Here is a 24,656-nt window from a genome sequence, read left to right on the forward strand (position 1 = left end):
GCAACCTCCTGGTTGCCTATCAGTACAGCAGGCCGACGGTCAATGCGCAACCTTTTGGTTGCTCTTTAGATTGCCGCGGGGTCGCCGGCCAGCGCCTCGCCCACCTTGCGCACCAGTCCCACCGCGGTACGCGCCCAGGCGGCGCTAGCACCGGCCATCCCGCAGACCGGGCTGATCCCGACCCGCTGCGCCAATACCGAGCGGGCGAATCCGATCCGGTCGGTGATCGCCGCGACCGCGGTCGCCAGCTCTTCGACGGCGGGCGTACGCGCCGGGGCGAGCGCGGGAACCAGACCCATCACCACGGTGCGGCCGGAGTCGACAAAGGCACCGATCTGGTCGTAGTCGGCGGATTCCAACCCGGTGCAGTCCAACGCCAGCGCGGTGATAGCACTGCGCTGCAACACATTCCACGGAAGTCCCGATGCGCAACTGTGCACCAGTACCTCGCCGCCGATCGTTTCGACGCAGCCGTCGAGCAGCGCGGTGGCCACCGGCTCATCGATGGCGGCCACCGGGCTCAATGCGGTCACGCCGGCCAGCCGGCCGGTCACCGCGGCGGCCAGCGACGGCTCGTCGAGCTGCACGATCACCGGTGTGTCGAGCCGGCGAGACAGCTCGGCGCGGTGTGACTTGAGGCCCTCGGCCAGCGACGCGGCCAGGTCACGCATCGCACCGCGGTCGGTGATCGCCCGGTGCCCATTGGCCAGCTCCACCTCCGCGGCCAGAGTCAACGGACCGGCCGCCTGCACCTTCACCGGGTGCCTGCTACCGCGCAGGCCGGCGACTTCCCAAGCCTCTTCCAGCGCATCGGCGTCCTCACCGAGCAGACTCACCGCGCGCCGGCTCACCGCTCCAGGACGCGCCGCCAGCCGGTAGCCACGCGGGGCGGTGTCGATGGCGATGTCGACCAGCAGCGCGCCGGTCCGACCGATCATGTCGGCGCCCACGCCACGCCCTGGCAGCTCGACCAGGTGGGCCAGGCTGCCACCCAACTCACCGACCACCACCTCGGCCGCCGCACGCGCCGAGGTGCCCGGCCACGACCCCAATCCGGTCCCGGTGGCGAAAGCACTCACCGGACAACCGTATTGAAGTGACATGACCCCGGGTACGGCGGGCTAGCCTTCGATGGTGAGGATGTCTTGGCTGGTGCCGATCTGGGCCGTAACGACAGCGGTGGTGGGCTGCACCCGGCTGGTCGATGGGACGGCGCTGCCGCCCGTGGCGCTGCCGGCGCCCGCCGGCGTCGTGGATCTCGGCCGGATCATGCTCGGCACGCCCCGGATGCGGGCCATCGTCGGCGCCGACGAGCAGCTGACGGTCATCCCCACCATGGATTCCAGCTCTCCAACCGACATCGACGACCTCGCCGCCACCATCCCGCCGCCGTGCCGTTTCATCTTCGCCGAGACCGCGGTGTTCGGATCCGCCGCGACGCGTTTCCACAAGACGACCTACCAGTACCCGCCCAAGGCCGCGCTGGTCTCCGAGGGCGCGGCCGTCTATCCCGACACCGAGGCCGCTCACCACGCTCTCGACACGCTGGTGAACACGGTCGCCGAGTGCGCCGACACCGCCGCCGGACCGGGACTGGTCAGCGACTGGGATTCCGACGAGGAGTCCCTACGCACCCACGCCGGTGCCTGTGGCCGGGCCTACCGGGTCAAGTCGGTGGTGCTGTTGGAGGTCACCTACTGCGGCTTTTCGCAAGCCGACGCCGCCCTGGTGGTGACGAACATGGCGTCGGCGGTGCCCGGTTAGGCGCGTTTCCCCGCGCCGAACGTGCATCCAGGGCGAAAAAATCGCCGGATCGTCGTGCTCAGTACACGTTCGGCGCTAGAAGCTGGAGCTATGCGCCGGTGGCGGCGATGGTGGCGCTGGCGATCACTTCGTCGCCGTGCGCGTCCGGGCGGTAGCAGGCCAGGGTCTGGCCGCGGGCCACGCCGCGCAACGGCTCGCGCAGCCGCACCTGCAACTTGTCGCCGACCAGTTCGGCGACCGCGCCGACGGTCTCGCCGTGGGCGCGCACCTGCACCTCGCACTCGACCGGGCCGCGCCACGGCTGCCCGGAGGTGAACACCGGCGCCCGCCCGGTCAGCTCCACCACCTGCAAGTCGGCGGCCGACCCGACCGTGACGGTGCCGGTCGCGGCGTCGATACCGGTCACGTAGCGCGGCTGGCCGTCCGGGCCGGGCCCAGCGATGCCCAGGCCCTTGCGCTGGCCGATGGTGAAACCATGCACTCCGTCGTGCTGCGCCAGCACCGACCCGCCGGTGTCCACCACGGCCCCGGGCCGCACCCCGATGTGGCCCCCGAGGAAGGTGCGGGTGTCGCCGGTCGGGATGAAGCAGATGTCGTGGCTGTCGGGCTTGCTCGCCACCGCCAGGCCACGTTCGGCGGCTTCGGCACGGATCTGCGGCTTGGCGGTGTCCCCGATCGGGAACGCCGCGTGCCGGAGTTGTTCTGCCGAGAGCACCGCAAGCACATAGGATTGGTCCTTGTCGGCGTCCACCGCGCGGCGCAGTCGACCGTCGGCCAGGCGGGCGTAGTGACCGGTGGCGACCATGTCGAAGCCCAGGGCGAGCGCCCGGGCGGCCACCGCGGAGAACTTGATCTTCTCGTTGCATCGCATGCAGGGGTTGGGTGTCTCGCCGCGAGCGTAGGACTCGACGAAGTCGTCGATCACCTCGTCCTTGAACTGCTCGGAGAAGTCCCACACGTAGAACGGAATGCCCAGCACGTCGGCGACGCGACGGGCGTCGTCGGAGTCTTCGCGCGAGCAGCAGCCCCGCGAGCCGGTACGCAGGGTGCCCGGATTGCGCGACAGTGCCAGATGCACGCCGACCACGTCGTGGCCGGCATCGACCATGCGGGCCGCCGCCACCGAGGAGTCCACTCCGCCGCTCATCGCCACGACGACCTTCATCGCGCTACTCCCGCGGCGGCCAGCATCGCGTGGCGGGCCCGGTCCACCGCGCCGGGCAGCACCGCCAGCACGGCGTCGACGTCACCGTCGACGCTGGTGTGCCCCAACGACAGTCGCAGCGATCCCCGGGCGGCGACCGGGTCAGCGCCCATCGCGGTCAGCACGTGCGAGGGCTGCGGCACACCGGCGGTGCAGGCAGATCCGGTGGAGCATTCGATGCCGTTGGCATCCAACAGCATCAGCAGGGAGTCGCCTTCGCAGCCGGCGAAGGTGAAGTGCGCGTTGCCGGGCAGCCGCTGGGTTCGCGACCCGTTGACCCGGGTGTTGTCGATCCGGGCGAGCACGCCGTCGATGAGCCGATCACGCAGGCCAGCAACCCGGTCGGCGGTGGACTCCAACGAGCCCACAGCGACCTGGAGCGCCGCTGCCATTCCGACTGCCCCGGCTACATCGGGTGTGCCGGAACGGATGTCACGCTCCTGTCCCCCACCGTGCGTCAGCGGTACACAGGTCACGTCACGACGAATAAGCAGTGCGCCGGTCCCACACGGCCCGCCGAACTTGTGGGCGGTCAGGCTCAGCGCGGACAGCCCGCTGGCAGCGAAATCGACCGGCAGCTGACCGACGGCCTGCACCGCGTCGGAATGCATCGGCACCCCGAACTGCGCGGCGATCGCGGCCAGTTCAGCGACCGGCAACACCGTTCCGACTTCGTTATTGGCCCACATCACCGACACCAGGGCGACGTCATCGGCCCGGCCGCCGTCCAATTCCTCGCGCAGCGCGTCCGGTGACACCGACCCGTCGGCATCGGTGGGCAGCCAGGTGATCTCGGCGCCCTCGTGTTCGGCGAGCCAGCCCACCGAATCCAGCACCGCGTGGTGCTCGACCTCGGTGGTGATGATCCGGCGCCGCCGCGCATCGGCGTCGCGGCGGGCCCAATAGATGCCCTTGACGGCCAGGTTGTCACCGTCGGTGCCGCCGGAGGTGAACACCACCTCAGAGGGGCGTGCGCCCAGCCCTGCGGCAAGGGATTCGCGGGACTCCTCCATGCGGCGACGCGCGGCACGACCCGCGGCGTGCAGCGAGGAGGCGTTCCCGACGGTCCCCAGCACAGCTGCCATCGCCTCGATGGCCTGCGGGTGCATCGGGGTGGTGGCAGCGTGATCCAGATAGACCATGACCTGCTAAGGATACCGGGCACTTCGCGACGCCCCAGCGTTGCGGCGGGCGGCCGGGGTGCTCAACAAGCGATGCGGGCTCGTCGGCGCGGCCGCACCCGCCAGCCCGCCGCCGCCTGGCAACGAGCGGCCAGCTCACGCCGATCGGTTCCCGGCAGCTGCAGTGCGGCGACGTGCACCTGCGCGACGGTGCGTCGCGCGGTGATCAAGCGACGCATCGAGGCCAGCAGGCTGTCGTCGCCGACAAACGCGGGCAGGGTCGACGGCGACCCGTCGTGATGGTGGTAGGTGAGCTGCAGTGGCTGCACCGGTCGTGCCGCGTCCACAGCGGCCTGGAACATCGCCGGATAGAACCGGCCGTGGGCCCGTCCACACCAGGTGGTTCCTTCCGGGAACGCCACGACCGTGCGGCCGGCCCGCAATCGGGCCGCCACCGTCTCCACCACCACCGGCAACCCGCGCAGGCTGTCCCGCTCGATGGGGATGATCCGCATCAGGCGGGCCAACGCTCCGATTCCGGGCCAGCTGATCAGATCGGCGCGCGCCACGAAGGTCCCCGGCGATACCGCACCGATCACGAACACATCCAGCCAGGACACGTGCGGGCTGACCACCAAGATGCCGCGCAGGTTGCGTACCGGCCCGCCGGTGGTCGTCACCCGCACCCCGAAGCAGCGCAACACCACCCGGCAGGAGCCACGTTGCAGCCGGGCACGGCCTGGAATCGGGACCGCCAGCAGTGGCATCAGCGGCGCCAGCAGAACCACCAGGGCCAGCCGCAGCGCCACCACCCCCGGGAACGGCCGTTCGCTACCGCCGCGGACACATCGCGGGGTGCAGCCGGCCCGGGGCGCCCAGGCGTTCACCGCTGTTCGGTTCACGCGTGTGCAGCGGTGTCGGCAGCCTCAGGAGCTCCCGCCACCACCGACGCCGCGGACACCGACCGCAGCCGACGCAGGTAGCGGGTGTCGGCCTCGCTGCGGCGCAGCAGGGCCGGGAAGTCCCCCACTCCGAACGCCGGGTCGTGGGCCGGTTCGCCGCAGACCCGTGCGCCCAGGCGCAGGTAGCCCCGCAGCAGCGGCGGCATGGTGGGTCGAGTCGGCGGCGCGATCTCGTCGAGACCCTTACCGTCGATCACCACCGGCCGATACGGAGTCACCCGGTGCGGGGAGGCGTGACGCCGCCGCACGAAATCGCGGACCCCGCGGATCTGACTACCGGGAGCGCCCTCACCGCGCACCGGCACCGATACGCAGCCGGTGATGTAGTCGTACTGGTAGCGGTCCAGGTATGCCAGGATCCCGGCCCACATCAGCAGCACGACCGCGCCGTTGCGGTGCCCCGGCCGGACCACGGCGCGACCCATCTCGACCAGGGACGGCCGCAGCGGGTCCAGTGCGGTGACATCGAATTCACTTGCGCTGTAAAGGCCCCCGGCGGCGATAGCCCCGGTGGGCGGAAGCATCCGGTAGCAGCCGACCAGCTCTCCGGAGTCATCGTCGCGCACCAGCAGGTGGTCGCAGTATTCGTCGAAGTGGTCGGCGTCCAGGCCGGGGCGGCCAGTGCCGGTGTCGGTCAGGCAAAAGCCCGGCTCGGTGCTGAACACCTCGAATCGCAGCCGCTGCGCGGCTTCGATCATGGCGGCGTCGGTGGACAACAGCAGCGAGTAGCGCGGGTTGTCGGTCCCGGAAGCGGGAGAATCGGTGGCGGGCTCAGGGGCGATGAGAACAGAACCAGTGCTCACACTCGTCACGGTCGCGCAGCCAGGCAGCGACCAGGCAATCACGGCGTGACATGTCGGTGCACGCTTGATGACGAATTGTGCGCATTGGTGAACAACACCCAACGGGCGTTGAGATTGCATCTACGGTCGTGAATCGACGTCATGCACAACCATCAGTGCAATCTCAACCATCAGTGCAATCTCAACGCCGCGGCTCAGGCGGCGGCGCCGCCGCCGTCGGCGTGCAGTGTCGAGCCGGTGATGAAACTGGACCGCGGCGAGGCGAGAAACAGCACGGCTTCGGCGATCTCGGCGGCGTGAGCCGTACGCCCGAGCGGAAGTGCCCGGCCCAGTTCATCGTTGACGTCACCCCACTCGGCGACGACCCCCTCGGTGGCGGTCGGGCCCGGGGCAACACTGTTGACGCGTACGCCCTGCGGGCCGAATTCGGCGGCCCAGGTGCGCGTCAGCGACTCCAACGCGGCTTTGGAGGCGCTGTAGCTCGACGCACCGGGGACGCCCTTGAAGGCGACCATGCTGGTGACGTTGACGATGCTGCCGCGCCCACGCCGCAGCATCCCCGGCGCCAAGGCAGCGACCAGGAAATAGGCACCGCGCACGTTGGTGTCGAACGTCGACTCGAACGATGCCACGTCCTGTTCCACGGTCAGTGCGCCGGGGAAGCTGGCGGCGTTGTTCACCAGGATGTCGACGCCGTCACCGCATTGGCGCACCAGAGCTTTCACCGAATCGAGGTCGGACAGGTCCGCAGCCACGAATCGCACCCCGCCACCGAGTTCGGCGACGGCGGCGGCACCACGCTTCGCCGAGCGGCCGGTGATGATCACCTCGGCGCCGTGCCGCGCCAGCAGGCGTGCGGATTCCAGTCCGATTCCCGCGGTCCCGCCGGTCACCAGTGCGGTCTGACCCGCCAGCTCGTTCATTGCCCCGCCAGCCAATCGGCCAGCCGGGTGGACGCCAGGGTGGCGTCGTCGCCGGTGACCAGGCCGGTGTCGCCGATCTTGGTGCCGAAGTAGACCGCAGCCGGGTCGACGACGATCGGGAGGTTCTCGCCGCGGTGGGCCAGCGCGAGCGCCGCCATTTCGGCGAACGTCAGCTTCTCCGGGCCACCGATGTCGACGATGCCGTCGACCGGCGCGGCCTGAGCGGCCCGGGCCACTTCGGCGGCCACCTCGGCGCCGGCGATCGGCTGGATCAGGCCTTCGGGTGCCCGGACTTCACCGTCGACGGTCAACGAGGCGGTGATGCTGTCGGCGAACTCGTGGAATTGAGTGGCGCGGACGACGGTGTAGGGCAACCCGGAGTCGGCGATGATGCGTTCCTGGGCGACCTTGGCGCGCATGTAACCGCTGTCGGGCAAACCGTCGCAGTTCACGATGGACAGCACGACGTAGTGGCCGACGTCCGCGGCTTTGGCCGCGGCCACCTGGTTGGTGGTGGACTTGGTGAAGAAATCCAGCACCGGGCCGTCGGCGAAGTCCGGCGAGTTGACGACGTCGACCAGCACGTCGGCGCCCGACAGGGCCTCGGCCAGGCCATCGCCGGTCAGCACGTCGACACCGCAATTGCGGGCGGCTGCCACGGTCTCGTGGCCCGCGGCACGTAGCAGCTCAACGACCTTGGTGCCGATCTGCCCGCTGGCACCCATCACAGTGATCTTCATCCTCGACACACCCTCTCGCCTCAGCACGATTTCGATACCTCGACCCTGGCACCGAGCAGTCCGTGGGGGAACCCCGGAAAGTCCGTAGTCTGCTGTCCTGCCGGCGGGGTTCGGGGACCCGGTCAGCGGCCGGCTGCGGTGTCCCGCAGTTCCCGGCGCGAGCGGATGCCCAGCTTGGCGAAGACCTTGCGCAGGTGCCATTCGACGGTGTGGGCACTGATGAACAGCTGCGCCCCGATCTCGACATTGGTCAGCCCGGCACCGGCCAGCTCGGCTATCTGCTGCTCCTGCGGTGTCATCACATCACCGCCGGCAGCGGTCCTGTTGCCGACCTTGTCCCCGATCGCCTGCAGCTCGCGGCGGCTGCGCTGCGCAAAGGCCTGTGCCCCGAATCCGGTGAACATCTCGTGGGCGGTGCGAAGCTGCGTACGCGCGTCGCCGCGCCGCTTCTCGCGACGCAGCCACTCCCCGTACACCAGGTGCGCACGCGCCAGGTCCACGGCGATCCGGGTGCGCCCCAGCCGCTCGATGGCCTCGACATAGTGGTCCTCGGCGGTCGCTGCGTCGCACAGCAGCGCACGCGAGCGGGCCAGCACGCCCAGCCCCCAGTCCGTTCCGCTGACGGTGGCGCGTTCGGCCAGCTGCGCCAGCGCTTCGGCGGCCAACGGCTGCTCACCGCCGCGTGCCCCGGCCTCCACCAGTTCGGCCAGGTTCCACCCGTAGAGGCCCAGGTCCTCGTACTCCAGCACCCGGCGCAGCCCCTCGCACGCCGACTGGTAGCGGCCCAGCCCGTTGTAGAGCACCGCGGAGGCGTAGCCGATCAGTGCGATGATGCGTCCCTCTCCGCGGGCCGCCCCGCTGCGGGCCGCGGCGTCGATCAGCACGGTCGCCTCGGCTTCCTCGCCCGTCCAGGCCGCCAACGCCAGCGCGTGGTAGCGCACCGGCGCCTGACCGACCGCTGCGGTCAGGGCGTCGGCGTCGGCGATCAACGCGCGCGCCGTGGCGAACTCACCCGCCTGCACGTGCACGCCGGCCCGGGTTGTCAACGCGATCGGCAGCATGGCCAGCGCACCGGTGTCGGTCGCGACCCGCACGGCGTCGCCTGCGATCCGATACCAGGCCTCGTCGTCCCACACGTCGTGCACGGCGGCTTCGTACCCGATCGGAAACGCCTGCCATGACCAGGTGTTCGGGGTGAGTGCGGCAATCGCGGTACGCATCGGGTCCAGGCCGGCTTGACAGCCGGCACTGATGCGGGTGGTCAATGCAAGCAACAGCAGGTCGGCCGGCCGGTTCGGGGCCGTCCGCACACCCGCCGCCAGTGCTGCCGCGGTGTGGTGGCGCACCTGCACTCCGAACGCCCGGCCCGCATACATTGCCGCGCTGACCGCTTCCAGCAGGGTCTCCTGCGCCATCGCGGCGTTTATGGACTCCAAATGGCTTGCTGCGCTGAAGAACTGGTGAACCGAATCAAGAATGGTGGCGGCGTTGCCACTGCCGCGGCCACGGGTGAATCCCAACTGCGCGCGCATTCGGAACAATCGGGCACGCTGCAGCTCGTCGAGCGGCGCCAGCTCAGCGGTACCCAACAGTGCTGCGGCCGCGTCTATTTCGGCCACTGACTGCTTGGCTTCGGCGGCGTCGAGAGCGCGGGATCCGCGCCGCAGCGGGTCGGGGGTCAGTTCGGTGGCACGGGCTAGAAACGCTGCTGCCGCAGCGGTTCCACCGCGCAAGGCCGCCCGGTCGGCGGAGCGCTCCAGCTCTGCGGCGACCGATTCTTCCGGGCCGGCTGCCGCGTGGGCGCGATGCCACGCCCGCCGGTCGGGATCGTGTGCCGGGTCGGTGGCCTCGGCCAGCGCGCGGTGGGCATCCCGGCGGTCCTCCAGACTCGCCGCACGGTAGATCGCCGAGCGCACCAGCGGATGCCTGAACCGCACCCGCGCGCCCACCTCGATCAGGCCGGCCTGCTCGGCCGGGGCCAGGGCCGCGACCGCCAGGCCCAGCTCGCCGGCCGCCCGCAGCAGCAGCGCCGCATCACCCACCGGCTCGGCAGCAGCCAGTAATAGGAGCCGTTGGGCATCGTCGGGCAACCCATGAACCCGGGTCAGGTAATGGCGTTCGATCTGTCCCGCCACCGGCACTACGTCGGGGCGGTAGTAGCCGCCGGCCAGCTCTGCCGCGGACAACCCCCGCGGCAGTTCCAGCAGCGCCAGCGGGTTGCCGTGCGTCTCTGCGACGATCCGGTCGGCGACCTGGGGGTCGATCCGGCCCGGCAACGCCGATTCCAGCACTGCGCGTGCGTCGGAGTCCGCCAGGCCGCGCAGCATCAGCTTCGGCAGCCCGGTCAGGCCGTCGACGGGTTGACGCAGAGCGCACACCAACGCGACCGGCTCGGCTCGCAGTCGCCGTGCCACGAACCCCAGCGTCTGAGCCGAAACCCGATCGAGCCACTGGGCGTCGTCGATCAGACACAACATCGGCTGCCGGGCCGCGATCCCGGCAAGCAGCCCCAATACCGCCAGACCGACCAGAAATCGGTCGGGCGCCGATCCACTGCTCATGCCGAAGGCAATGGCCAGCGCCTCGCGCTGAGGTTCGGGCAGGAGGTCGATCCCGTCGGCCGCAGGTGCACACAGCTGCTGCAGCCCGGCGAACGCCAGCTCCATGTCCGATTCCACCCCGGCCGCCCGAATCACCTGAAAATCCGGCGCGGACTCGGCCAGGTAGTCGAGCAGAGCGGTTTTGCCGATCCCGGCCTCGCCGCGCAGCACCAGCACCTGACTGCGGCCGCCACGCGCGGCGGCCAGGGTTTCGCGTAACTGCGCGCACTCGGCGTCGCGGCCCCGCAAGGACGACAAAACCCCCGACACGCCAGGCGTGCGGGGGCTTTGACGACTGGCGGCCGGGCAGGCCCGGCGAACGCCCATAGAGGTCTTCTTAACCCTTGCGGGCCTTGATCGCCTCGGCCAGCTGCGGGGCGACCTTGAACAGGTCGCCGACGATGCCGAAATCGGCGATCTCGAAGATCGGCGCTTCCTCGTCCTTGTTGACCACGACGATGGTCTTGGACGTCTGCATGCCGGCCCGGTGCTGGATCGCACCAGAGATGCCCAGCGCGATGTACAGCTGCGGCGAAACCGTCTTGCCGGTCTGGCCGATCTGGAACTGGCCCGGGTAGTAGCCCGAGTCCACCGCGGCACGCGACGCGCCGACGGCCGCACCGAGCGAGTCGGCCAGCTCCTCGACCACCGAGAAGCTCTCCGCGCTGCCGACGCCACGACCGCCGGCCACCACGATGGGGGCCTCGGTGAGCTCCGGGCGGTCACCGGCCACGGCCGGCTGACGCGAGGTGATCTTGGTGGCGTTCTCGGCGGCTGCGGGCACCTCAACGGTGACCTGCTCGCCCGCGCCGGCGGCCGGCGCGGGCTCCACCGCACCCGCACGCACGGTGATGACCGGAAGTTCCCCGGTGGGCTCGGCCTCGACGGTGTAGGCACCACCGAAGATCGAGTGCACCACCTTGGCGCCTGCCTTGACCTCAACCACGTCGACCAGCAGTCCGGAACCGATCCGGGCAGCCAGGCGGCCGGCGACCTCTTTGCCGTCGGCAGTGGCAGCGATCAGCACCGCGGCCGGAGCGGCCGTCTCGGCCAGCCCAGCCAGCACGTCGACGACCGGGGTGAGCAGGTAGCTGTCCACGACGTCGGACTCGGCGACGTAGATCTTGGCGGCGCCGGCCTCCTTCAGACCGTCCACCAGCGGGGCGGCGGTGCCGGGGGCACCGACGACGACCGCGGACGGCTCACCGAGCTCACGCGCGGCAGTGATCAGTTCGGAGCTGACCTTCTTCAGTGCTCCGTCGGCGTGCTCAACGAGCACAAGTACTTCAGCCATGTCTATTTTCTTCCGTCTTCGCTAGGTCCGGGGATCGCTTAGATGATCTTCTGGGCAACCAGGTACCCGGCGATCTTGGTGCCGCCATCGCCCTCGTCGGTCACCTTCTCGCCAGCGGTCTTCGGCGGCTTCGGAGTCGAAGCAGTCACCTTGGTACCGGCGTTGGCGACACCGACCTCGTCGGCCTCAACGCCGATCTCGGCCAGCGTGAGCACGGTGACTTCCTTCTTCTTGGCGGCCATGATGCCCTTGAAGGAGGGGAAGCGCGGCTCGTTGATCTTCTCGTTGACGCTCACCACGGCCGGCAGCGAAGCCTCCAGGGTGAACAGGCCTTCGTCAGTCTCCCGTTCGCCGGTGACCTTGCCGTCCTCGACGGTCAGCTTGCGCAGGTGGGTCAGCTGCGGCAGACCCAGGTACTCGGCGATGATCGCCGGAACCGCGCCGCCGACACCGTCGGTCGACTCGTTGCCGGCGATGACCAGTTCGGTGCCCTCGATGGCCCCCAGGGCGCGCGCCAGCGCCCAACCGGTCTGGACGACGTCGGAACCCTTCATGCCGTCGTCGAGGATGTGCACGGCCTTGTCGGCCCCCATCGACAGCGCCTTGCGGATCGCCTCGGTGGCCCGCTCCGGGCCGGCGGTCAGCACGGTGACGGTGCCTTCGGCGCCTTCCTTCTCCCGGATCTGCAGCGCCTCTTCGACGGCCCGCTCGTTGATCTCATCGAGCACGGCGTCGGCAGCGTCACGGTCCAGCGTGAAGTCACCGTCGGTGAGCTTGCGCTCCGACCAGGTGTCTGGGACCTGTTTGATCAGGACCACGATGTTCGTCATGAGTGTGGTTCGTCCTCCTCGAAGGGGTCCTGCAGCGGCGGGCCACAAGACTTCGGTAGCGATTCACGCAGCCGCACGAGAATGTTACTCACCGGTAACTTAATGCGGTTCGCGTGTACAGCGTAGCGGGTCGTGATAATGCCATGTGGGGTAGCCGGTTCATGGACCGCGCCCTTCGCGTTAGCCTGCCTGTGCGATGAAATCTACGAATGCCACCGGAGACGCCACCGGCACGCCGCCCAGCGACAGCACGCTGACGCTGACCGGGGAGCGCACCATTCCCGGACTGGACGTCGAGAACTACTGGTTCCGACGTCACGAGGTGGTCTACCAGCAGCTGGCGCCGCGCTGCAGCGGGCGCGACGTCCTGGAGGCCGGGTTCGGCGAGGGCTACGGCGCCGACCTGATCGCGCGCGTGGCCCAGCGGGTGATCGGCGTGGATTACGACGACTCGGCGGTGGCCCACGTACGGGCCCGCTACCCGCGCGTCGAAGCCGTCCAGGGAAACCTCGCCGACTTACCGCTGCCCGACGCGGCCGTGGACGTGGTGGTCAACTTCCAAGTCATCGAGCACCTCTGGGACCAGGGGCAGTTCATCGCCGAATGCGCCCGCGTGCTGCGGCCCGGCGGGTTGCTGATGGTGTCCACTCCCAACCGGATCACCTTCTCCCCCGGCCGCGACACTCCGATCAACCCGTTCCACACCCGCGAACTCAATGCCGCCGAGCTCACCGAGCTCCTGCTCGAGGGCGGATTCGTCATGGACGGAATGTTCGGGGTTTTCCATGGACCGGTCCTGGCCGAGATGGACGCCCGGCACGGCGGCTCGATCATCGACGCCCAGATCGCGCGAGCGGTCGCCGACGCGCCTTGGCCGGCCGACTTGCTGGCCGATGTCGCCGCCGTCACCAGCGCCGATTTCGACATCCTCGAAGCCGCGCAGCGCGACATCGACGACAGCCTGGACCTGGTGGCGATCGCGGTGCGCCGGTGACCGAAGAATCCAACGGCTCGGTACCGGGCCTGTTCACCCTGGTGCTGCACACTCACCTGCCCTGGCTGGCACACCACGGCCGCTGGCCAGTCGGTGAGGAATGGCTCTACCAGTCCTGGTCGGCGGCGTACCTGCCGCTGGTGCGGGTGCTGCGGACGCTGGCCGCCGAAGGCCGGCGAAACCTGCTCACGCTCGGGGTGACACCGGTGGTCGCCGCCCAGCTCGACGACCCGTACTGCCTGGACGGCATGCACCACTGGCTGGCGAACTGGCAGCTGCGCGCCGCCCAGGCCACCACCTTGGCCGACATCCGCCCGTTCGGGCTGCACGAATGCGCCGCCGCCGAACAGGCTCTCGAGGAATTCGCGCTGCTGTGGCGCCACGGCGCCAGCCCGCTGCTCCGGGAGCTGGTGCAGGCGCAGACGGTGGAACTGCTCGGCGGTCCGCTGGCCCATCCGTTCCAACCTCTGCTGGCGCCACGACTGCGCCAGTTCGCGCTGCACGAGGGATTGGCCGACGCTCGGGCGCGGCTGGCCCACACCCCCACCGGAATCTGGGCGCCGGAATGCGCGTACACCCCCGGCCTGGAAACCGAGTACGCGGCCGCCGGGATTTCGCACTTCATGGTCGATGGCCCGTCGCTGCATGGCGACACCACACTGGGCCGACCGGTCGGCGACTCCGATGTGATCGCGTTCGGCCGTGACCTTGCAGTCAGCTACCGGGTGTGGTCGCCGAAGTCGGGCTATCCCGGGCATGACGCCTACCGGGATTTCCACACCTATGACCACCGCACCGGGTTGAAGCCGTCCCGGGTAACCGGCCGCAACGTCTCCCCCGAGCAAAAAGCGCCGTACGACCCGCAGCGAGCCGACGCCGCAATCGATGCCCACGTCGCCGATTTCGTCGAGGTGGTTCGGGGCCGCCTGCAGTCCGAGTCCGAGCGGATCGGCCGACCGGCCCACGTGGTCGCCGCATTCGACACCGAACTGTTCGGCCACTGGTGGTACGAGGGACCGACCTGGCTGGCTCGGGTGCTGCGGGCACTGCCCGAAGCGGGGGTTCGCGTCGGAACCCTCACCGATGCCATCAACGCCGGATTCGTCGGCGAGGCGGTCGAACTGCCGCCCAGCTCGTGGGGTTCGGGCAAGGACTGGCGGGTGTGGTCCGGCGAGAAGGTCGCCGACCTGGTGCAGCTGAACTCCGAGGTGACCGAGACCGCCTTGGGCGCCGTCGACAAGGCGCTGGCCCAGACGGCTGCGCCGTCGGGTCCCACCCCGCGCGACCGAGTCGCCGACCAGATCCTGCGCGAGGCACTGCTGACGGTCTCCAGCGACTGGCCCTTCATGGTCAGCAAGGACTCCGCCGCCGACTACGCCCGCTATCGCGCGCAGCTGCACGCGCACGCCACCCGGGAGATCGCCGACGCACTGGCCGGCGGTCACCGAGACACCGCACAGCGGTTGGCCGACGGCTGGAATAAGGCCGACGGCCTGTTCGGCGCCCTGGATGCCCGTAGGCTGCCACGGTGACCCCCCACCTCCGGACCTCGCATCGCTACGGTGCGCGTCAGAACGGAACCGCCGCGTGAAAATCCTGATGGTGTCGTGGGAATACCCGCCGGTGGTGATCGGTGGGCTGGGTCGACATGTCCATCACCTGTCGACCGCGCTGGCCGCCGCCGGACACGATGTCGTCGTCCTATGCCGGCGCCCCTATGGCACCGACCCGAGTACGCACCCGTCGTCCGACGAGATCAGCGAGGGCGTGCGGGTGGTCGCCGCGGCCCAAGACCCGCACGAATTCTCCTTCGGCGAAGACATGATGGCCTGGACACTGGCGATGGGTCATTCCATGGTCCGCGCCGGACTGTCGCTCAAGATCGACGGCGGCCAGAGCGTGTGGCGCCCCGATCTGGTGCACGCCCACGACTGGCTGGTAGCACACCCCGCGATCGCGCTTGCTGAATTCTATGATGTGCCATTGGTTTCCACGATCCATGCCACCGAGGCCGGACGTCACTCCGGCTGGGTGTCAGGAGCGTTGAGTCGTCAGGTGCACGCGGTGGAATCGTGGCTGGTTCGCGAATCCGACTCGCTGATCACCTGTTCGGCCTCGATGCGGGACGAGATCACCGACTTGTTCGGTCCCGGACTCGCCGAAACCACCGTGATCCGCAATGGCATCGACGCCGCACGGTGGCCGTTCGCCCGCCGCCAACCCCGCACCGGTCCACCGGAAATCCTGTTCGTCGGGCGACTCGAATACGAGAAGGGCGTGCACGACATCATCGCGGCCCTGCCGCGGATCCGGCGCGCCCACCCGGGAACCACGCTGACCATCGCCGGCGACGGCACGCAGCAGGACTGGCTGGTCGAGTGCGCCCGAAAGAGCCGGGTGCTCAAGGCAACCCGGTTCATCGGCCGGGTCGACCACGACGAGCTGTTGGCACTGTTGCACCGGGCCGACGCGGCGGCACTGCCCAGCCACTACGAACCCTTCGGCCTGGCGGCATTGGAGGCCGCCGCCGCCGGGACCCCGCTGGTGGTGGCCAACGTGGGCGGACTTGGCGAGGCGGTGATCAACGGCGAAACCGGTATGTCGTGCCCGCCGCGTGACGTGCCGGCCCTGGCCGCAGCCGTCTGCCACGTGCTCGATGACCCGGCCGCCGCCCAGCGCCGCGCCGTCGCCGCCCGGGAGCGGCTCAGCTGCGACTTCGATTGGCACACCGTCGCCGACGAGACCGCCCAGGTGTACCTGGCCGCCAAACGCCGCTTGCGGGACCCGCAGCCACGACGGCCGATCATCGAGCACGCGCTGCCGGACCGGTAAACCCGGCGAGATGAGAAGTCGCGCCGCGATCCTGCGAACCTACGGTGGGCCCTGGGCGGTCGAGGAGTTCGAACTCGATCCGCCGCGCACCGGCGAGGTCTTGATCCGCATGGCCGCGGCAGGCCTGTGCCATTCCGACGAACACATCCGTCAGGGCCACCTGGCCCCGCCGGCGCAGAGCGCTCCCACCGCGCCGACGATCGGCGGCCACGAGGGCTCCGGGGTGGTCGTGCAGGTCGGCGCCGGTGTCACGGGGTTGTCCCCCGGCGATCATGTGGTGACGTCATTCGTCGCGGTCTGCGGTCAATGCCATTGGTGTTCTTCGGGTATGGAGTACATCTGTGATGCCGGCGCGGGAACCATGCTGCCCGGAATGCCCACCGACGGGACCTTCCGCCACCACGGCGCAGACGGCCGGGATCTGGCGCATGTCTCCAAGATCGGCGCCTTCGCCGAACACACGGTGGTCTCAGCCGCCTCCCTGGTCAAGATCGACCCGGACCTGCCCCTGCTTCCCGCGGCCCTGCTGGCCTGCGCGGTGCCGACCGGGTACGGCTCGGCGGCCTATCGCGCCGGTGTGCGCGGCGGCGACACCGTCGTGGTCATCGGGGTGGGCGGCATCGGCACGGCCGCCGTCCAGGGCGCCCGTATCAACGGCGCCGTCCGGATCGTCGCGGTGGATCCCGTTGCCTTCAAGCGGGAATCGTCCCGCGTGTTCGGCGCCACGCATACCGCGGCCAGCGCCGCCGAGGCTTTCGAGATGGTCCGCGACCTGACGCGCGGGGTGATGGCGGACGCTGTGGTGGTGTCGCCCTCGGTCATCACCGATACCGATGTCGAGGACGCCCTGCGACTGACCCGCAAGGCCGGGACCTGTGTGCTGACCGGGATGGCGGTGCAGGGCACTCGGACCAGCATCGATCCCCAGGACATGATGCTGATGAACAAGACGCTGTGCGGCACCGTCTTCGGCTCCTGCAACCCGCGGACCGACATCCCGCTGTTGGCCACGCTCTACGAGGCGGGCCGACTGCAACTCGATGAGATGGTCACCAAGCGCTACCGGCTCGAGGACGTCAATGAGGCTTACGCAGACCTCGCCCGCGGCGAATTGATCAGGGGTGTCATCGACTTCGGGCTCTAGCCCCGCACGCCGTCATCGAGTGACGGTGAATCCTTCCAGGGCACCGGAGTCTCGCCACGCACCCAGGATGTCGGCGTATTCGGTGGGGCTGCCGAAGAAGAAACTGTCCTGACGCAGCCGGGCATTGGCGTGACCCTCGCGGTTGTAATAGCCCGGGGTGCAGGACTCGCGCCGCCCGGCGATGACGTCGGAACGCGCCACCACGGCATCAACCCAGCCCTGTTCGGCGTCCTCGGTGACCTCCAGGGTGGCCACGCCCTGCTGCAACGCGTGGGCGATCACCCACGCCACGTGCCGCGACTGGGTGTCGATCAGGTAAGGAAAGTTCACCGTGAACCCGGATTGGGCGATGCTCTCGATGAAGCAGTTCGGGAAGCCGCTCACGTGCAGGCCGTGGAAGGTACGCACACCGTCGGCCCACTTGTCGGTAAGGGTCACGCCGTCGCGCCCGATGACCTCGAAGCCGGTGCGCCGGCAATAGTCGGTGCCCACCTCGAAGCCGGTCGCGAAAATCAAGCAGTCCAAGGGATATTCGACGCCGTCGACCACCGCGCCGGAAGAGGTGATCTGCTCGACACCGAGGCCCTTCGTGTCGACCAGGGTGACGTTGTCGCGGTTGAAGGCCTGCAGGTATTCGTCGTGGAAGCACGGCCGCTTGCAGTAGTACCCGTACCACGGCTTGAGGGCCTCGGCCGTGGCCGGATCGTCCACCAGCGCGTCGACGCGCCCGCGGATCTGGTCCATCTTGGCGAAGTCGGCCAGCTCGGCGGCGTTCGGGCCACCCTCGTCGACGATCGGCATCTGCTTGGTCAGGCTGGTCCAGGCGTCATCGACCAGGTCCTCGTCGGCTGTGCCGCCCGCGGTCAGGATCTGGAAGTTCTCCATCCGGCGCTGTTGCCAGCCCGGCGCCAACTCCGCTGCCCACTGCGGGTCGGTCGGCCGATTGCCCCGTACATCCACCGTCGACGGCGTGCGCTGAAAAACGTAGAGGCTCCCGGCCGCCTCGGCCAGGCGCGGCACGCACTGGATTGCGGTGGCGCCGGTGCCGATGATCCCGACCCGTTTGTCGGCCAAGCGGGCCAGATCCGCGCCGGTGTAGTCGTAGTCCCAGCGGCTGGTATGAAAGGTCCGGCCGGTGAACTCGTCAATGCCGGGGATACCCGGCAATTTCGGCTTCTGTAGGTAGCCATTGGCCATCGACACGAATCGTGCCCGGAATGCGTCGCCGCGATCGGTGGTGATCAGCCAGCGTGATGTCGCCTTTTCCCAACGTATTTCGGTGACCTCGGTCTGCAGGCAGGCATTCCGGTACAAGTCGTAGTGGCGCGCGATGCGCTGGCAGTGCGCGAAGATCTCCGGGCCTTTGGCGTATTTCTCGGTCGGCACGTAGCCGAGCTCCTCCAGCAGCGGCATGTAGACATAGGACTCCACGTCGCAGGCGATGCCCGGATACCGATTCCAATACCAGGTGCCGCCGACGTCGGCCGCCTTGTCGATCAGGCGAATGCTGCCCACCCCGAGCTCCCGCAGTCGGGCTCCGGTCAACAGCCCCCCGAAACCGGCTCCGACGATCGCGACGTCGACCTCGTCGGACAGCGGCTCCCGGGTGAACCCCTCCTGAGCCCACGGGTCTTCGGCGAAACGGGCAAAGCGGCCCGCCACCTCGACATACTGGTCGATCCCGTCGTTTCGCAGGCGGCGCTGGCGCTCCCGGGTGTACTTGTCCCGCAGGGCATTCGGATCAAAACCCTGGCCCTGGAGATCCTGGACATCGGTCATTAACAGGCACCTCCGGAACGCCGCAAAGCCAGCCCAGCAACGCCGATCAGCATATAATCAATCAGTTGATCATATCAATGGTCGTCGAACAGGGTTCCCCTGATCAGCCGCTTCGCGGCGGCCAGCGCCGCCTGATAGGTCTCCGGCGAGCCGGTCGCCGCCAACTCGGTCAGGCCATAGACCAGGGCGTAGGTCACCTCGACTTCCGGCCGCGTACCGTTGGCGTCGCGATCAGAGCCGTCATGCACGATCCCGGTGATGATGTCGCGGAGCGCCTCGAGCCCCCCACTGCCAGCCTCCCCCGGATATACGGTGACGGCGTTCTGAGCGCGTATCGCCCACTCGAAGGTGGCGAGATCGGGATGCTCGCGCATGAGGTTGCCGGACTCATCGAGCACGGCCTCGATCCGGTCGACCACGGAGCCGGGCCGCTGCGCGGCGCGCCGCAGTCGCGGCAGCGCGATCTCGGCCCGCGCAGCGATCGCGGCCGCCACCAGTTCGGCCTTGTTCGGAAAATAGTTGTAGATGTTGGCGCTGGTGACACCTGCCGTACTCGCGATCTGACGGATCGTGGTCCGCGCGTAGCCCAATTCGGCTACACACGCAATGGTGGCGGCGATGATCCGCTGGCGGGTCTGGCCGCCGACGGCGCCGACCGGGCGGCCCAGCTGCGGAGTCGACATGGACACATCCTCGCAGCCCTCGACACCGGCGCTCGACAACCGGCACTGTGTGTGACCCGCCGGATCGCCGGCGGGTTAATCTGAGGTGATCATGCCCCTGACTTCGTCGCCGCGGGGTCGACCGGCTGGAACCAGCAGCGAAGAAACCCGCCAGCGGATCATCAGCGCAGCGATCCGGCGCGTCGCCGAAGTCGGCCGTTCCGGCGCCACTATCCGCGATATCGCCTCCGCCGCCGACGTGACCAGCGCAAGCCTCTACCACTACTTTCCGAACAAGGATGAGCTGATGGCGGCGACCGTGGCCGCCGCACGAGAGATCGCCCTGCCCCGATTACACGCCGCGGCACAGCGGACCGGCACTGTGGCTGATCAGCTGGCCGCGATACTTGCCGAGGCCGATCGGTTGAGCCACGACCACCCGTACCTGGCCGCCTTCGAACGTGCCACGGGCGAGGTCTCGCCGTTGCGCGAGGTCATCGGTGAGGTCGTCGACGAAGCGCAGCGCGGAGGGTCGATGGCAACCGATGTGGACTGTGACGGCGCCGCGGACGCCGTCTACGCATTGACGCGGGGGTTGACCGAGCAGGCAGCGCAGGCATCACCGGCCGCCTACCGGGCCACTCTGCGCTGCGCCGAAGAACTCATCCGCGGCACGCTGTTCTAGGCTGCTGCCGAGTCCTAAGCGCTTGCCGCGGCGGCGATTCCGATATCAACCCATTCGGCGAGCTGATGCGCAGAACCGATGTGCTCGCCATCGACATGGACCCAGCCACGCATGGTCCGTCCGCCCATCTCCATCGGCTGGGCGGCGGTGGCTTTCAGCAGCTGTTCGGCACGCGCGGCACCCACGCGGACCAGCAGCCCACCGGCCATAGCGGCGACCGCGATCTTGCCGGCGACCAGGAACGCCAGGCCGCCGAACATCGCCTTCTCCAGCACCGGTGGGCCATCTGCGGCGAACATCTCCCGCACGCGGGCCGCCAGCTGCGCGTCGTAGGCCACTATTGCCCCGGATGCCAGTCGCGGATCGCCGCGGCGAATTGTTCGGGGGCATCGGAGGGAACGAAGTGGCCGGCGCCTTCGACGATCACCGTCTGATGATTGGTCAGCGTCTGTTCCCACTGCCGTAATTCCCTGTCGCCGAAGGCGAAATCGCCGTCACCCCAGATGATCAGCGTCGGCAGCCCCGCGATGGCGGGCAACCCGGATTCGAGGTCGGCGAGAAAGGCTCGGCTGGCGGTGATCTCGCGCGGAAAGACCGCCGACGCCTCCCGACGCGCGGGGCTATCGAGGGCTTTTTGGTAGTGGTCCATCTCCTTGCGGGTGGGCTTGGTGAGACGGTGCCCGACGGGGATCATGACGTTGACGAAGAGGTTGAACTGTCTGATCAGCAGGCGTCCGATCGAGCCACCCATCACATGCGACATACCTGCACGAGCGGAGCACCGACGGGCCATGCCCACGTATTGGACAGCACCAACCGTTCGAAGATCTCGGGACGTTGTTGTATGACGGCCAACCCGATCGGACCACCCCAGTCGTGCACCACCAAGGTGACGCCGCTCAGGGCGAGTGCATCGACGAACGCGCCGATCACCTGCGTGTGTTCGGTGGGCAGGTACCGGTACTGCGGCCCCGCCGACGACAGGCCGAACCCGGGATAGTCCACCGCGACGCATCGAAAGTCCGGCCGCAACGCTTCGATGACCTTGCGATAGTCGAACGACCAGGTCGGGTTGCCGTGCAAGAACAGCAGCACCTGCCCGGTTCCCTCGTCCACGTAGTGGACGCGGTTCCCGTCGACGTCGAGGAACCGGCTCTCGAACGGGAACAACGTGTCGTCGACCCACGCGGGCCGTTGGGCGTCTGCCATGCCGATCCCCCTTGCCGCTTGATATAGTCAAGTTCACTTTAAATTAGCAAGCAGATGGTGATGAGTCGAGACTACGGTCAGTACTGCGGACTTGCCCGGGCCCTGGATGTGGTGGGTGACCGGTGGAATCTGTTGATTGTGCGCCAGCTCCTGATGGGCCCGGCCCGCTACCGCGAGTTGCGCGACGGACTGTCCGGGATCGCGACGAACCTGCTGACCGACCGGCTCCGCGATCTGGAGACCGCAGGGGTCCTCGAGCGGCGATTGGCCGACGACGGCAAGGCGGTCACCTACGCCCTGACCCCCTGGGGCACGCAACTGCGCGAGCCCATCTACGCGCTGGTCCGCTGGTCCACCCCGCTGATGATCCGCGGCCCCCAGGGCGATGAATTCCGCGCCGAGTGGCTGCGACTGGCCCTTCCCGCCCTGTTCGCCGATCGGGTGGCCGCGGGCCCGTCGGCGGCGGTGGGAGTCGCCGTGGACGGCGGAATGGTTCAACTGCAGGCCACCGAGGCCGGTATCGATGTCGGCGAACCCGACGGGCGCCCGCTTGATGCCGTGCTGCACACCGAGGCGCCCCTCGTCCTCGGCCTCGCGGCGGGTGTGTTGTCCTTTGACGACGTGGCTGCACTGGTCGAGATCGACGGTGACGAGTCGGCGCTACGCAGGCTCTTCGGCGCGACTACAGCGCCGCCAGATACCTCACTCGGTGCCCGATAACCCGTTGAGACACCTCGGCTTCGGGCACCAGCAGGTCGAACGCGTGCGGGCAGCCGGGGTACACATGCAGCTCGACGGGGACTCCCGCCGCAATCAGGTGGTGAGCAAAGGCGACGTCCTCCGGCGCGAAGATGTCCAGCCCGCCGACATCGAGGTAGGTCGGCGGCAAGCCGGCCAGGTCGTCGGCGCGGGCTGGGGCGGCGTAACCGTCGGCGCCCCCTTCGCCCAGCAGCGCTGACCAGCCGGTGGCGTTGTCGTCGTAGCTCCAGGTGAGCAGCGTGGCGCCCGCGGCGCCTGCCTCGCGGGTGCGGTCGTCGAGCATGGGGTAGATCAGCAGCTGGGCTGCGATCGCCGGTCCGCCCCGGTCGCGGGCCAGCAGGCCCACGCCTGCGGCCAGTCCCCCGCCGGCACTGTCGCCCATCACGGCCAACCGGGACGCGTCGACGCCTAGGTCGCCGGCGTGGTCGCTGAGCCAGCGCAATGCCGCGTAGCAGTCCTGAAGCGGAGTCGGATGCGGGAATTCCGGGGCGACACGGTAATCCACCACCAGCATCGGTACCCCGGAGGCAGCGACGTAGCCGCGCACCGCCGCGTCGTAGAGCGGACCCAAGTGTCCCCAGTCCAGGATCATTCCGCCACCGTGCAGATACAGCGCGGCGCTGCCGGGCTGATCGGTGCCGATTCGCCGGTACCAGCGCAACGGCAGCGTGCCCCCGTCGTAGGTCAGCGAAAACTCTTCTGTATCTACGCCGGTGACCGGTGCCAGCGACGCCAGCACCTGATTGAAGGTATGACCCACGTTGCGACGACGTGCGGCGACATCGCCGACCTGCGGCACCGGCGCATTGTCGGCGCCGTCGCGCATCGCCAGCAACGCCGCCAGCACCTGCGGATCGGGTGGCCCGGCCATCAGCGTTGCGCCCCACGCACCGCGGTGGCCACCACTTTGGTCTCGAGGTATTCCTCGAAGCCCGCCAATCCCATCTCCCGACCAACTCCCGATTGCTTGTACCCCCCGAACGGTACGTCGGCGGAGTACCACATCCCGCCATTGACGTTGACGGTCCCGGCACGTAGCCGCGACGCCATTCGAGCGGCACGGTCGTCGGTCCCGAACACGGTGGCGGACAATCCATACGGCGAGTCATTTGCGATTCGCAGTGCGTCGGCATCGCCGTCGTGAGCCAGCACCACCAACACCGGTCCGAAGATCTCCTCGCGGGCCACCCGCGCCTCGTTCGTCAGCCCGCCGATCACCGTCGGCTCGATGAAGAAGCCACGGTCGACTCCGGCCGGTCGGCCGCCGCCGCAGTGAAACGTCCCACCTTCGGCGATCGCCAGATCCAGATAGGACTGCACCCGGTCTCGCTGCTTCGCCGAGATCAGCGGTCCGCACAGCGTTTTCGGATCATTGGGGTCACCCACGGGCACCCGTGACATCGCGGCAGACACCAAGTCGAGCGCCTCGCCATAGCGTTCACGCGGCACCAGCAGCCGGGTGGTCAGTGCGCACCCCTGGCCGGCGTGCATCGCCACCGTCGACGCGGCGGCCGTGCACGCGGCGGCCAGGTCGGCGTCATCGAGGACCACGAACGCCGACTTGCCGCCCAGTTCCAAAAAAACCTTCTTGATGGTCTGCGCGGCCGCGGTCATCACCGAGCGACCGGTCGCCGTGGAGCCCGTGAAAGAGACCACGTCGACACGAGAGTCCTGCGCAAGCCGGGCGCCGATACGGTGGTCGGACGCGGTGACTACGTTGACCACTCCGGGCGGGAAGTCGGTCTTCTCGGCGATGATCCGACCGACTTCTGCTGCGCACCAGGGGGTGTCGGGTGCCGGCTTGAGGACGACGGTGTTGCCGGCCGCCAGCGCCGGCCCGATCTTGGCGAACGTGACCTGGTGAGGGAAGTTCCACGGAGTGATCGCTCCGACCACGCCGAACGGCTCCCGCACGATGGTGCGCGCGGTGGTGATGCCCATCGGAGCCGCCTGCCCGAGGTCCACTTGCCAGGGGTAGCTCTCCGCGGTGGCGGCCGGGAACCCCAGGTCATCGACGGGGGTCTGCAGCTGGCCCCGATACGTCAGCGACCGCGGTGCCCCCACCTCGGCGATGGTGATCTCACGCAGCGTCTCGATCTCGTCGTTGAGCGCGTCGCGGAGCTGGCGCAGGCAGTGCACCCGCAAGGCGGTGTCACGGCCCCAGTCCGAGGAATCGAACGCCGTGCGGGCGGCGGCGATAGCGCGGTCGAGGTCCGCGGCGTCACCGTCGGCGGCCGCACCGATGGCTTCCTCGGTGGCCGGGTTGATGGTGTCGAAGGCGCCCGCGCCGCCGGCGACCAGCGCGCCGTCGATCAGCAGCGGGGTGGGCGCACCGGTCACAGTCCCTAGGC

The 24,656-nt window shown here is 68.9% G+C and carries 24 protein-coding genes; 7 read left to right on the forward strand and 17 right to left on the reverse strand.

The features are described 5' to 3' along the window. Positions 1-65: 65 nt before the first annotated feature. Positions 66-1,079 carry a methionine synthase gene (locus tag ACKY0W_RS14555; protein WP_409434639.1) on the reverse strand — a complete coding sequence of 338 codons (1,014 nt, stop codon included), beginning with the start codon at positions 1,077-1,079 and terminating at the stop codon, positions 66-68. A gap of 52 nt (positions 1,080-1,131) precedes the next feature. Between ACKY0W_RS14555 and ACKY0W_RS14560 the strand changes: the two genes are divergently transcribed. Beyond that, positions 1,132-1,764, forward strand: a complete 633-nt coding sequence (locus ACKY0W_RS14560; RefSeq protein ID WP_409434640.1) for a sensor domain-containing protein — start codon at positions 1,132-1,134, stop codon at positions 1,762-1,764. Between the two features lie 88 nt (positions 1,765-1,852). Here ACKY0W_RS14560 and mnmA read toward each other — a convergent pair whose 3' ends face one another. From mnmA to ACKY0W_RS14605, 9 genes are all read right to left on the reverse strand, one after another. Continuing rightward, positions 1,853-2,929, reverse strand: coding sequence for a tRNA 2-thiouridine(34) synthase MnmA (gene mnmA / locus ACKY0W_RS14565; RefSeq protein WP_409434641.1), 1,077 nt, complete (start codon positions 2,927-2,929; stop codon positions 1,853-1,855). After that, positions 2,926-4,110: a cysteine desulfurase family protein gene (locus tag ACKY0W_RS14570; RefSeq protein WP_409434642.1), complete on the reverse strand. Its 1,185-nt coding sequence runs from the start codon at positions 4,108-4,110 to the stop codon at positions 2,926-2,928. Before ACKY0W_RS14570 ends, mnmA begins: the two co-directional genes overlap by 4 nt. A 62-nt stretch (positions 4,111-4,172) precedes the next feature. Then, positions 4,173-4,991 (reverse strand): lysophospholipid acyltransferase family protein, encoded by an 819-nt coding sequence (locus ACKY0W_RS14575; RefSeq protein WP_409434643.1) that lies wholly within the window; start codon positions 4,989-4,991, stop codon positions 4,173-4,175. Further along, positions 4,988-5,854: a GNAT family N-acetyltransferase gene (locus tag ACKY0W_RS14580; protein ID WP_409434644.1), complete on the reverse strand. Its 867-nt coding sequence runs from the start codon at positions 5,852-5,854 to the stop codon at positions 4,988-4,990. The genes ACKY0W_RS14575 and ACKY0W_RS14580 overlap by 4 nt, the downstream gene beginning before the upstream one ends. A gap of 194 nt (positions 5,855-6,048) precedes the next feature. After that, complete coding sequence (locus ACKY0W_RS14585) at positions 6,049-6,777, reverse strand: SDR family NAD(P)-dependent oxidoreductase (RefSeq protein WP_406782117.1); 729 nt, start codon at positions 6,775-6,777, stop codon at positions 6,049-6,051. After that, the gene (locus ACKY0W_RS14590) at positions 6,774-7,517 is read right to left on the reverse strand and encodes an SDR family oxidoreductase (protein WP_409434645.1); all 744 of its coding nucleotides are present in this window, start codon (positions 7,515-7,517) and stop codon (positions 6,774-6,776) included. The genes ACKY0W_RS14585 and ACKY0W_RS14590 overlap by 4 nt, the downstream gene beginning before the upstream one ends. 122 nt (positions 7,518-7,639) lie before the next feature. Continuing rightward, positions 7,640-10,444 carry an AAA family ATPase gene (locus ACKY0W_RS14595; RefSeq protein ID WP_409434646.1) on the reverse strand — a complete coding sequence of 935 codons (2,805 nt, stop codon included), beginning with the start codon at positions 10,442-10,444 and terminating at the stop codon, positions 7,640-7,642. A gap of 10 nt (positions 10,445-10,454) precedes the next feature. Beyond that, positions 10,455-11,411 carry an electron transfer flavoprotein subunit alpha/FixB family protein gene (locus ACKY0W_RS14600; RefSeq protein ID WP_409434647.1) on the reverse strand — a complete coding sequence of 319 codons (957 nt, stop codon included), beginning with the start codon at positions 11,409-11,411 and terminating at the stop codon, positions 10,455-10,457. 38 nt (positions 11,412-11,449) lie between these two features. After that, positions 11,450-12,241 carry an electron transfer flavoprotein subunit beta/FixA family protein gene (locus ACKY0W_RS14605; protein ID WP_406757453.1) on the reverse strand — a complete coding sequence of 264 codons (792 nt, stop codon included), beginning with the start codon at positions 12,239-12,241 and terminating at the stop codon, positions 11,450-11,452. A 196-nt stretch (positions 12,242-12,437) separates the two neighbouring features. Between ACKY0W_RS14605 and ACKY0W_RS14610 the strand changes: the two genes are divergently transcribed. The 4 genes from ACKY0W_RS14610 to ACKY0W_RS14625 are packed head-to-tail and all read left to right on the forward strand — an operon-like array spanning position 12,438 to position 17,211. After that, positions 12,438-13,235, forward strand: a complete 798-nt coding sequence (locus ACKY0W_RS14610) for a class I SAM-dependent methyltransferase (protein ID WP_409434648.1) — start codon at positions 12,438-12,440, stop codon at positions 13,233-13,235. Then, positions 13,232-14,767 carry a 1,4-alpha-glucan branching protein domain-containing protein gene (locus tag ACKY0W_RS14615; RefSeq protein WP_409434649.1) on the forward strand — a complete coding sequence of 512 codons (1,536 nt, stop codon included), beginning with the start codon at positions 13,232-13,234 and terminating at the stop codon, positions 14,765-14,767. Before ACKY0W_RS14610 ends, ACKY0W_RS14615 begins: the two co-directional genes overlap by 4 nt. 55 nt (positions 14,768-14,822) lie before the next feature. Further along, positions 14,823-16,067 carry a glycosyltransferase family 4 protein gene (locus ACKY0W_RS14620; RefSeq protein WP_409434650.1) on the forward strand — a complete coding sequence of 415 codons (1,245 nt, stop codon included), beginning with the start codon at positions 14,823-14,825 and terminating at the stop codon, positions 16,065-16,067. 10 nt (positions 16,068-16,077) lie between these two features. Further along, the gene (locus ACKY0W_RS14625; protein WP_409434651.1) at positions 16,078-17,211 is read left to right on the forward strand and encodes an NDMA-dependent alcohol dehydrogenase; all 1,134 of its coding nucleotides are present in this window, start codon (positions 16,078-16,080) and stop codon (positions 17,209-17,211) included. A gap of 12 nt (positions 17,212-17,223) precedes the next feature. On the opposite strand, the gene ACKY0W_RS14630 is transcribed toward ACKY0W_RS14625, so the two are convergent. Next, on the reverse strand, positions 17,224-18,990 hold the full coding sequence (locus ACKY0W_RS14630; RefSeq protein ID WP_409434652.1) for a flavin-containing monooxygenase: 1,767 nt from the start codon (positions 18,988-18,990) through the stop codon (positions 17,224-17,226). A gap of 74 nt (positions 18,991-19,064) precedes the next feature. Further along, complete coding sequence (locus tag ACKY0W_RS14635; protein WP_409434653.1) at positions 19,065-19,673, reverse strand: TetR/AcrR family transcriptional regulator; 609 nt, start codon at positions 19,671-19,673, stop codon at positions 19,065-19,067. A 91-nt stretch (positions 19,674-19,764) separates the two neighbouring features. Here ACKY0W_RS14635 and ACKY0W_RS14640 point away from each other — a divergent pair, with 91 nt between their 5' ends. Next, entirely contained in the window at positions 19,765-20,337 is a 573-nt protein-coding gene (locus tag ACKY0W_RS14640) for a TetR/AcrR family transcriptional regulator (RefSeq protein ID WP_409434654.1), read from the forward strand. A 14-nt stretch (positions 20,338-20,351) separates the two neighbouring features. On the opposite strand, the gene ACKY0W_RS14645 is transcribed toward ACKY0W_RS14640, so the two are convergent. The 3 genes from ACKY0W_RS14645 to ACKY0W_RS14655 are packed head-to-tail and all read right to left on the reverse strand — an operon-like array spanning position 20,352 to position 21,546. Then, positions 20,352-20,675, reverse strand: a complete 324-nt coding sequence (locus ACKY0W_RS14645) for a TfoX/Sxy family protein (RefSeq protein WP_406782107.1) — start codon at positions 20,673-20,675, stop codon at positions 20,352-20,354. Then, entirely contained in the window at positions 20,675-21,088 is a 414-nt protein-coding gene (locus ACKY0W_RS14650; protein WP_409434655.1) for an alpha/beta fold hydrolase, read from the reverse strand. The genes ACKY0W_RS14645 and ACKY0W_RS14650 overlap by 1 nt, the downstream gene beginning before the upstream one ends. Further along, positions 21,088-21,546 (reverse strand): alpha/beta fold hydrolase, encoded by a 459-nt coding sequence (locus tag ACKY0W_RS14655; RefSeq protein ID WP_409434656.1) that lies wholly within the window; start codon positions 21,544-21,546, stop codon positions 21,088-21,090. The genes ACKY0W_RS14650 and ACKY0W_RS14655 overlap by 1 nt, the downstream gene beginning before the upstream one ends. Before the next feature lie 60 nt (positions 21,547-21,606). Between ACKY0W_RS14655 and ACKY0W_RS14660 the strand changes: the two genes are divergently transcribed. Then, positions 21,607-22,266 carry a winged helix-turn-helix transcriptional regulator gene (locus ACKY0W_RS14660; protein WP_409434657.1) on the forward strand — a complete coding sequence of 220 codons (660 nt, stop codon included), beginning with the start codon at positions 21,607-21,609 and terminating at the stop codon, positions 22,264-22,266. On the opposite strand, the gene ACKY0W_RS14665 is transcribed toward ACKY0W_RS14660, so the two are convergent. Further along, positions 22,229-23,176 (reverse strand): alpha/beta hydrolase, encoded by a 948-nt coding sequence (locus tag ACKY0W_RS14665; RefSeq protein ID WP_409434658.1) that lies wholly within the window; start codon positions 23,174-23,176, stop codon positions 22,229-22,231. The genes ACKY0W_RS14660 and ACKY0W_RS14665 overlap by 38 nt on opposite strands. After that, positions 23,176-24,645, reverse strand: coding sequence for an aldehyde dehydrogenase (locus ACKY0W_RS14670; RefSeq protein WP_409434659.1), 1,470 nt, complete (start codon positions 24,643-24,645; stop codon positions 23,176-23,178). The genes ACKY0W_RS14665 and ACKY0W_RS14670 overlap by 1 nt, the downstream gene beginning before the upstream one ends. Between the last annotated feature and the right edge of the window lie 11 nt (positions 24,646-24,656).

The organism is Mycobacterium sp. SMC-14, assembly GCF_046250075.1.
In the GTDB taxonomy this organism is placed as follows: Bacteria; Actinomycetota; Actinomycetes; order Mycobacteriales; family Mycobacteriaceae; genus Mycobacterium.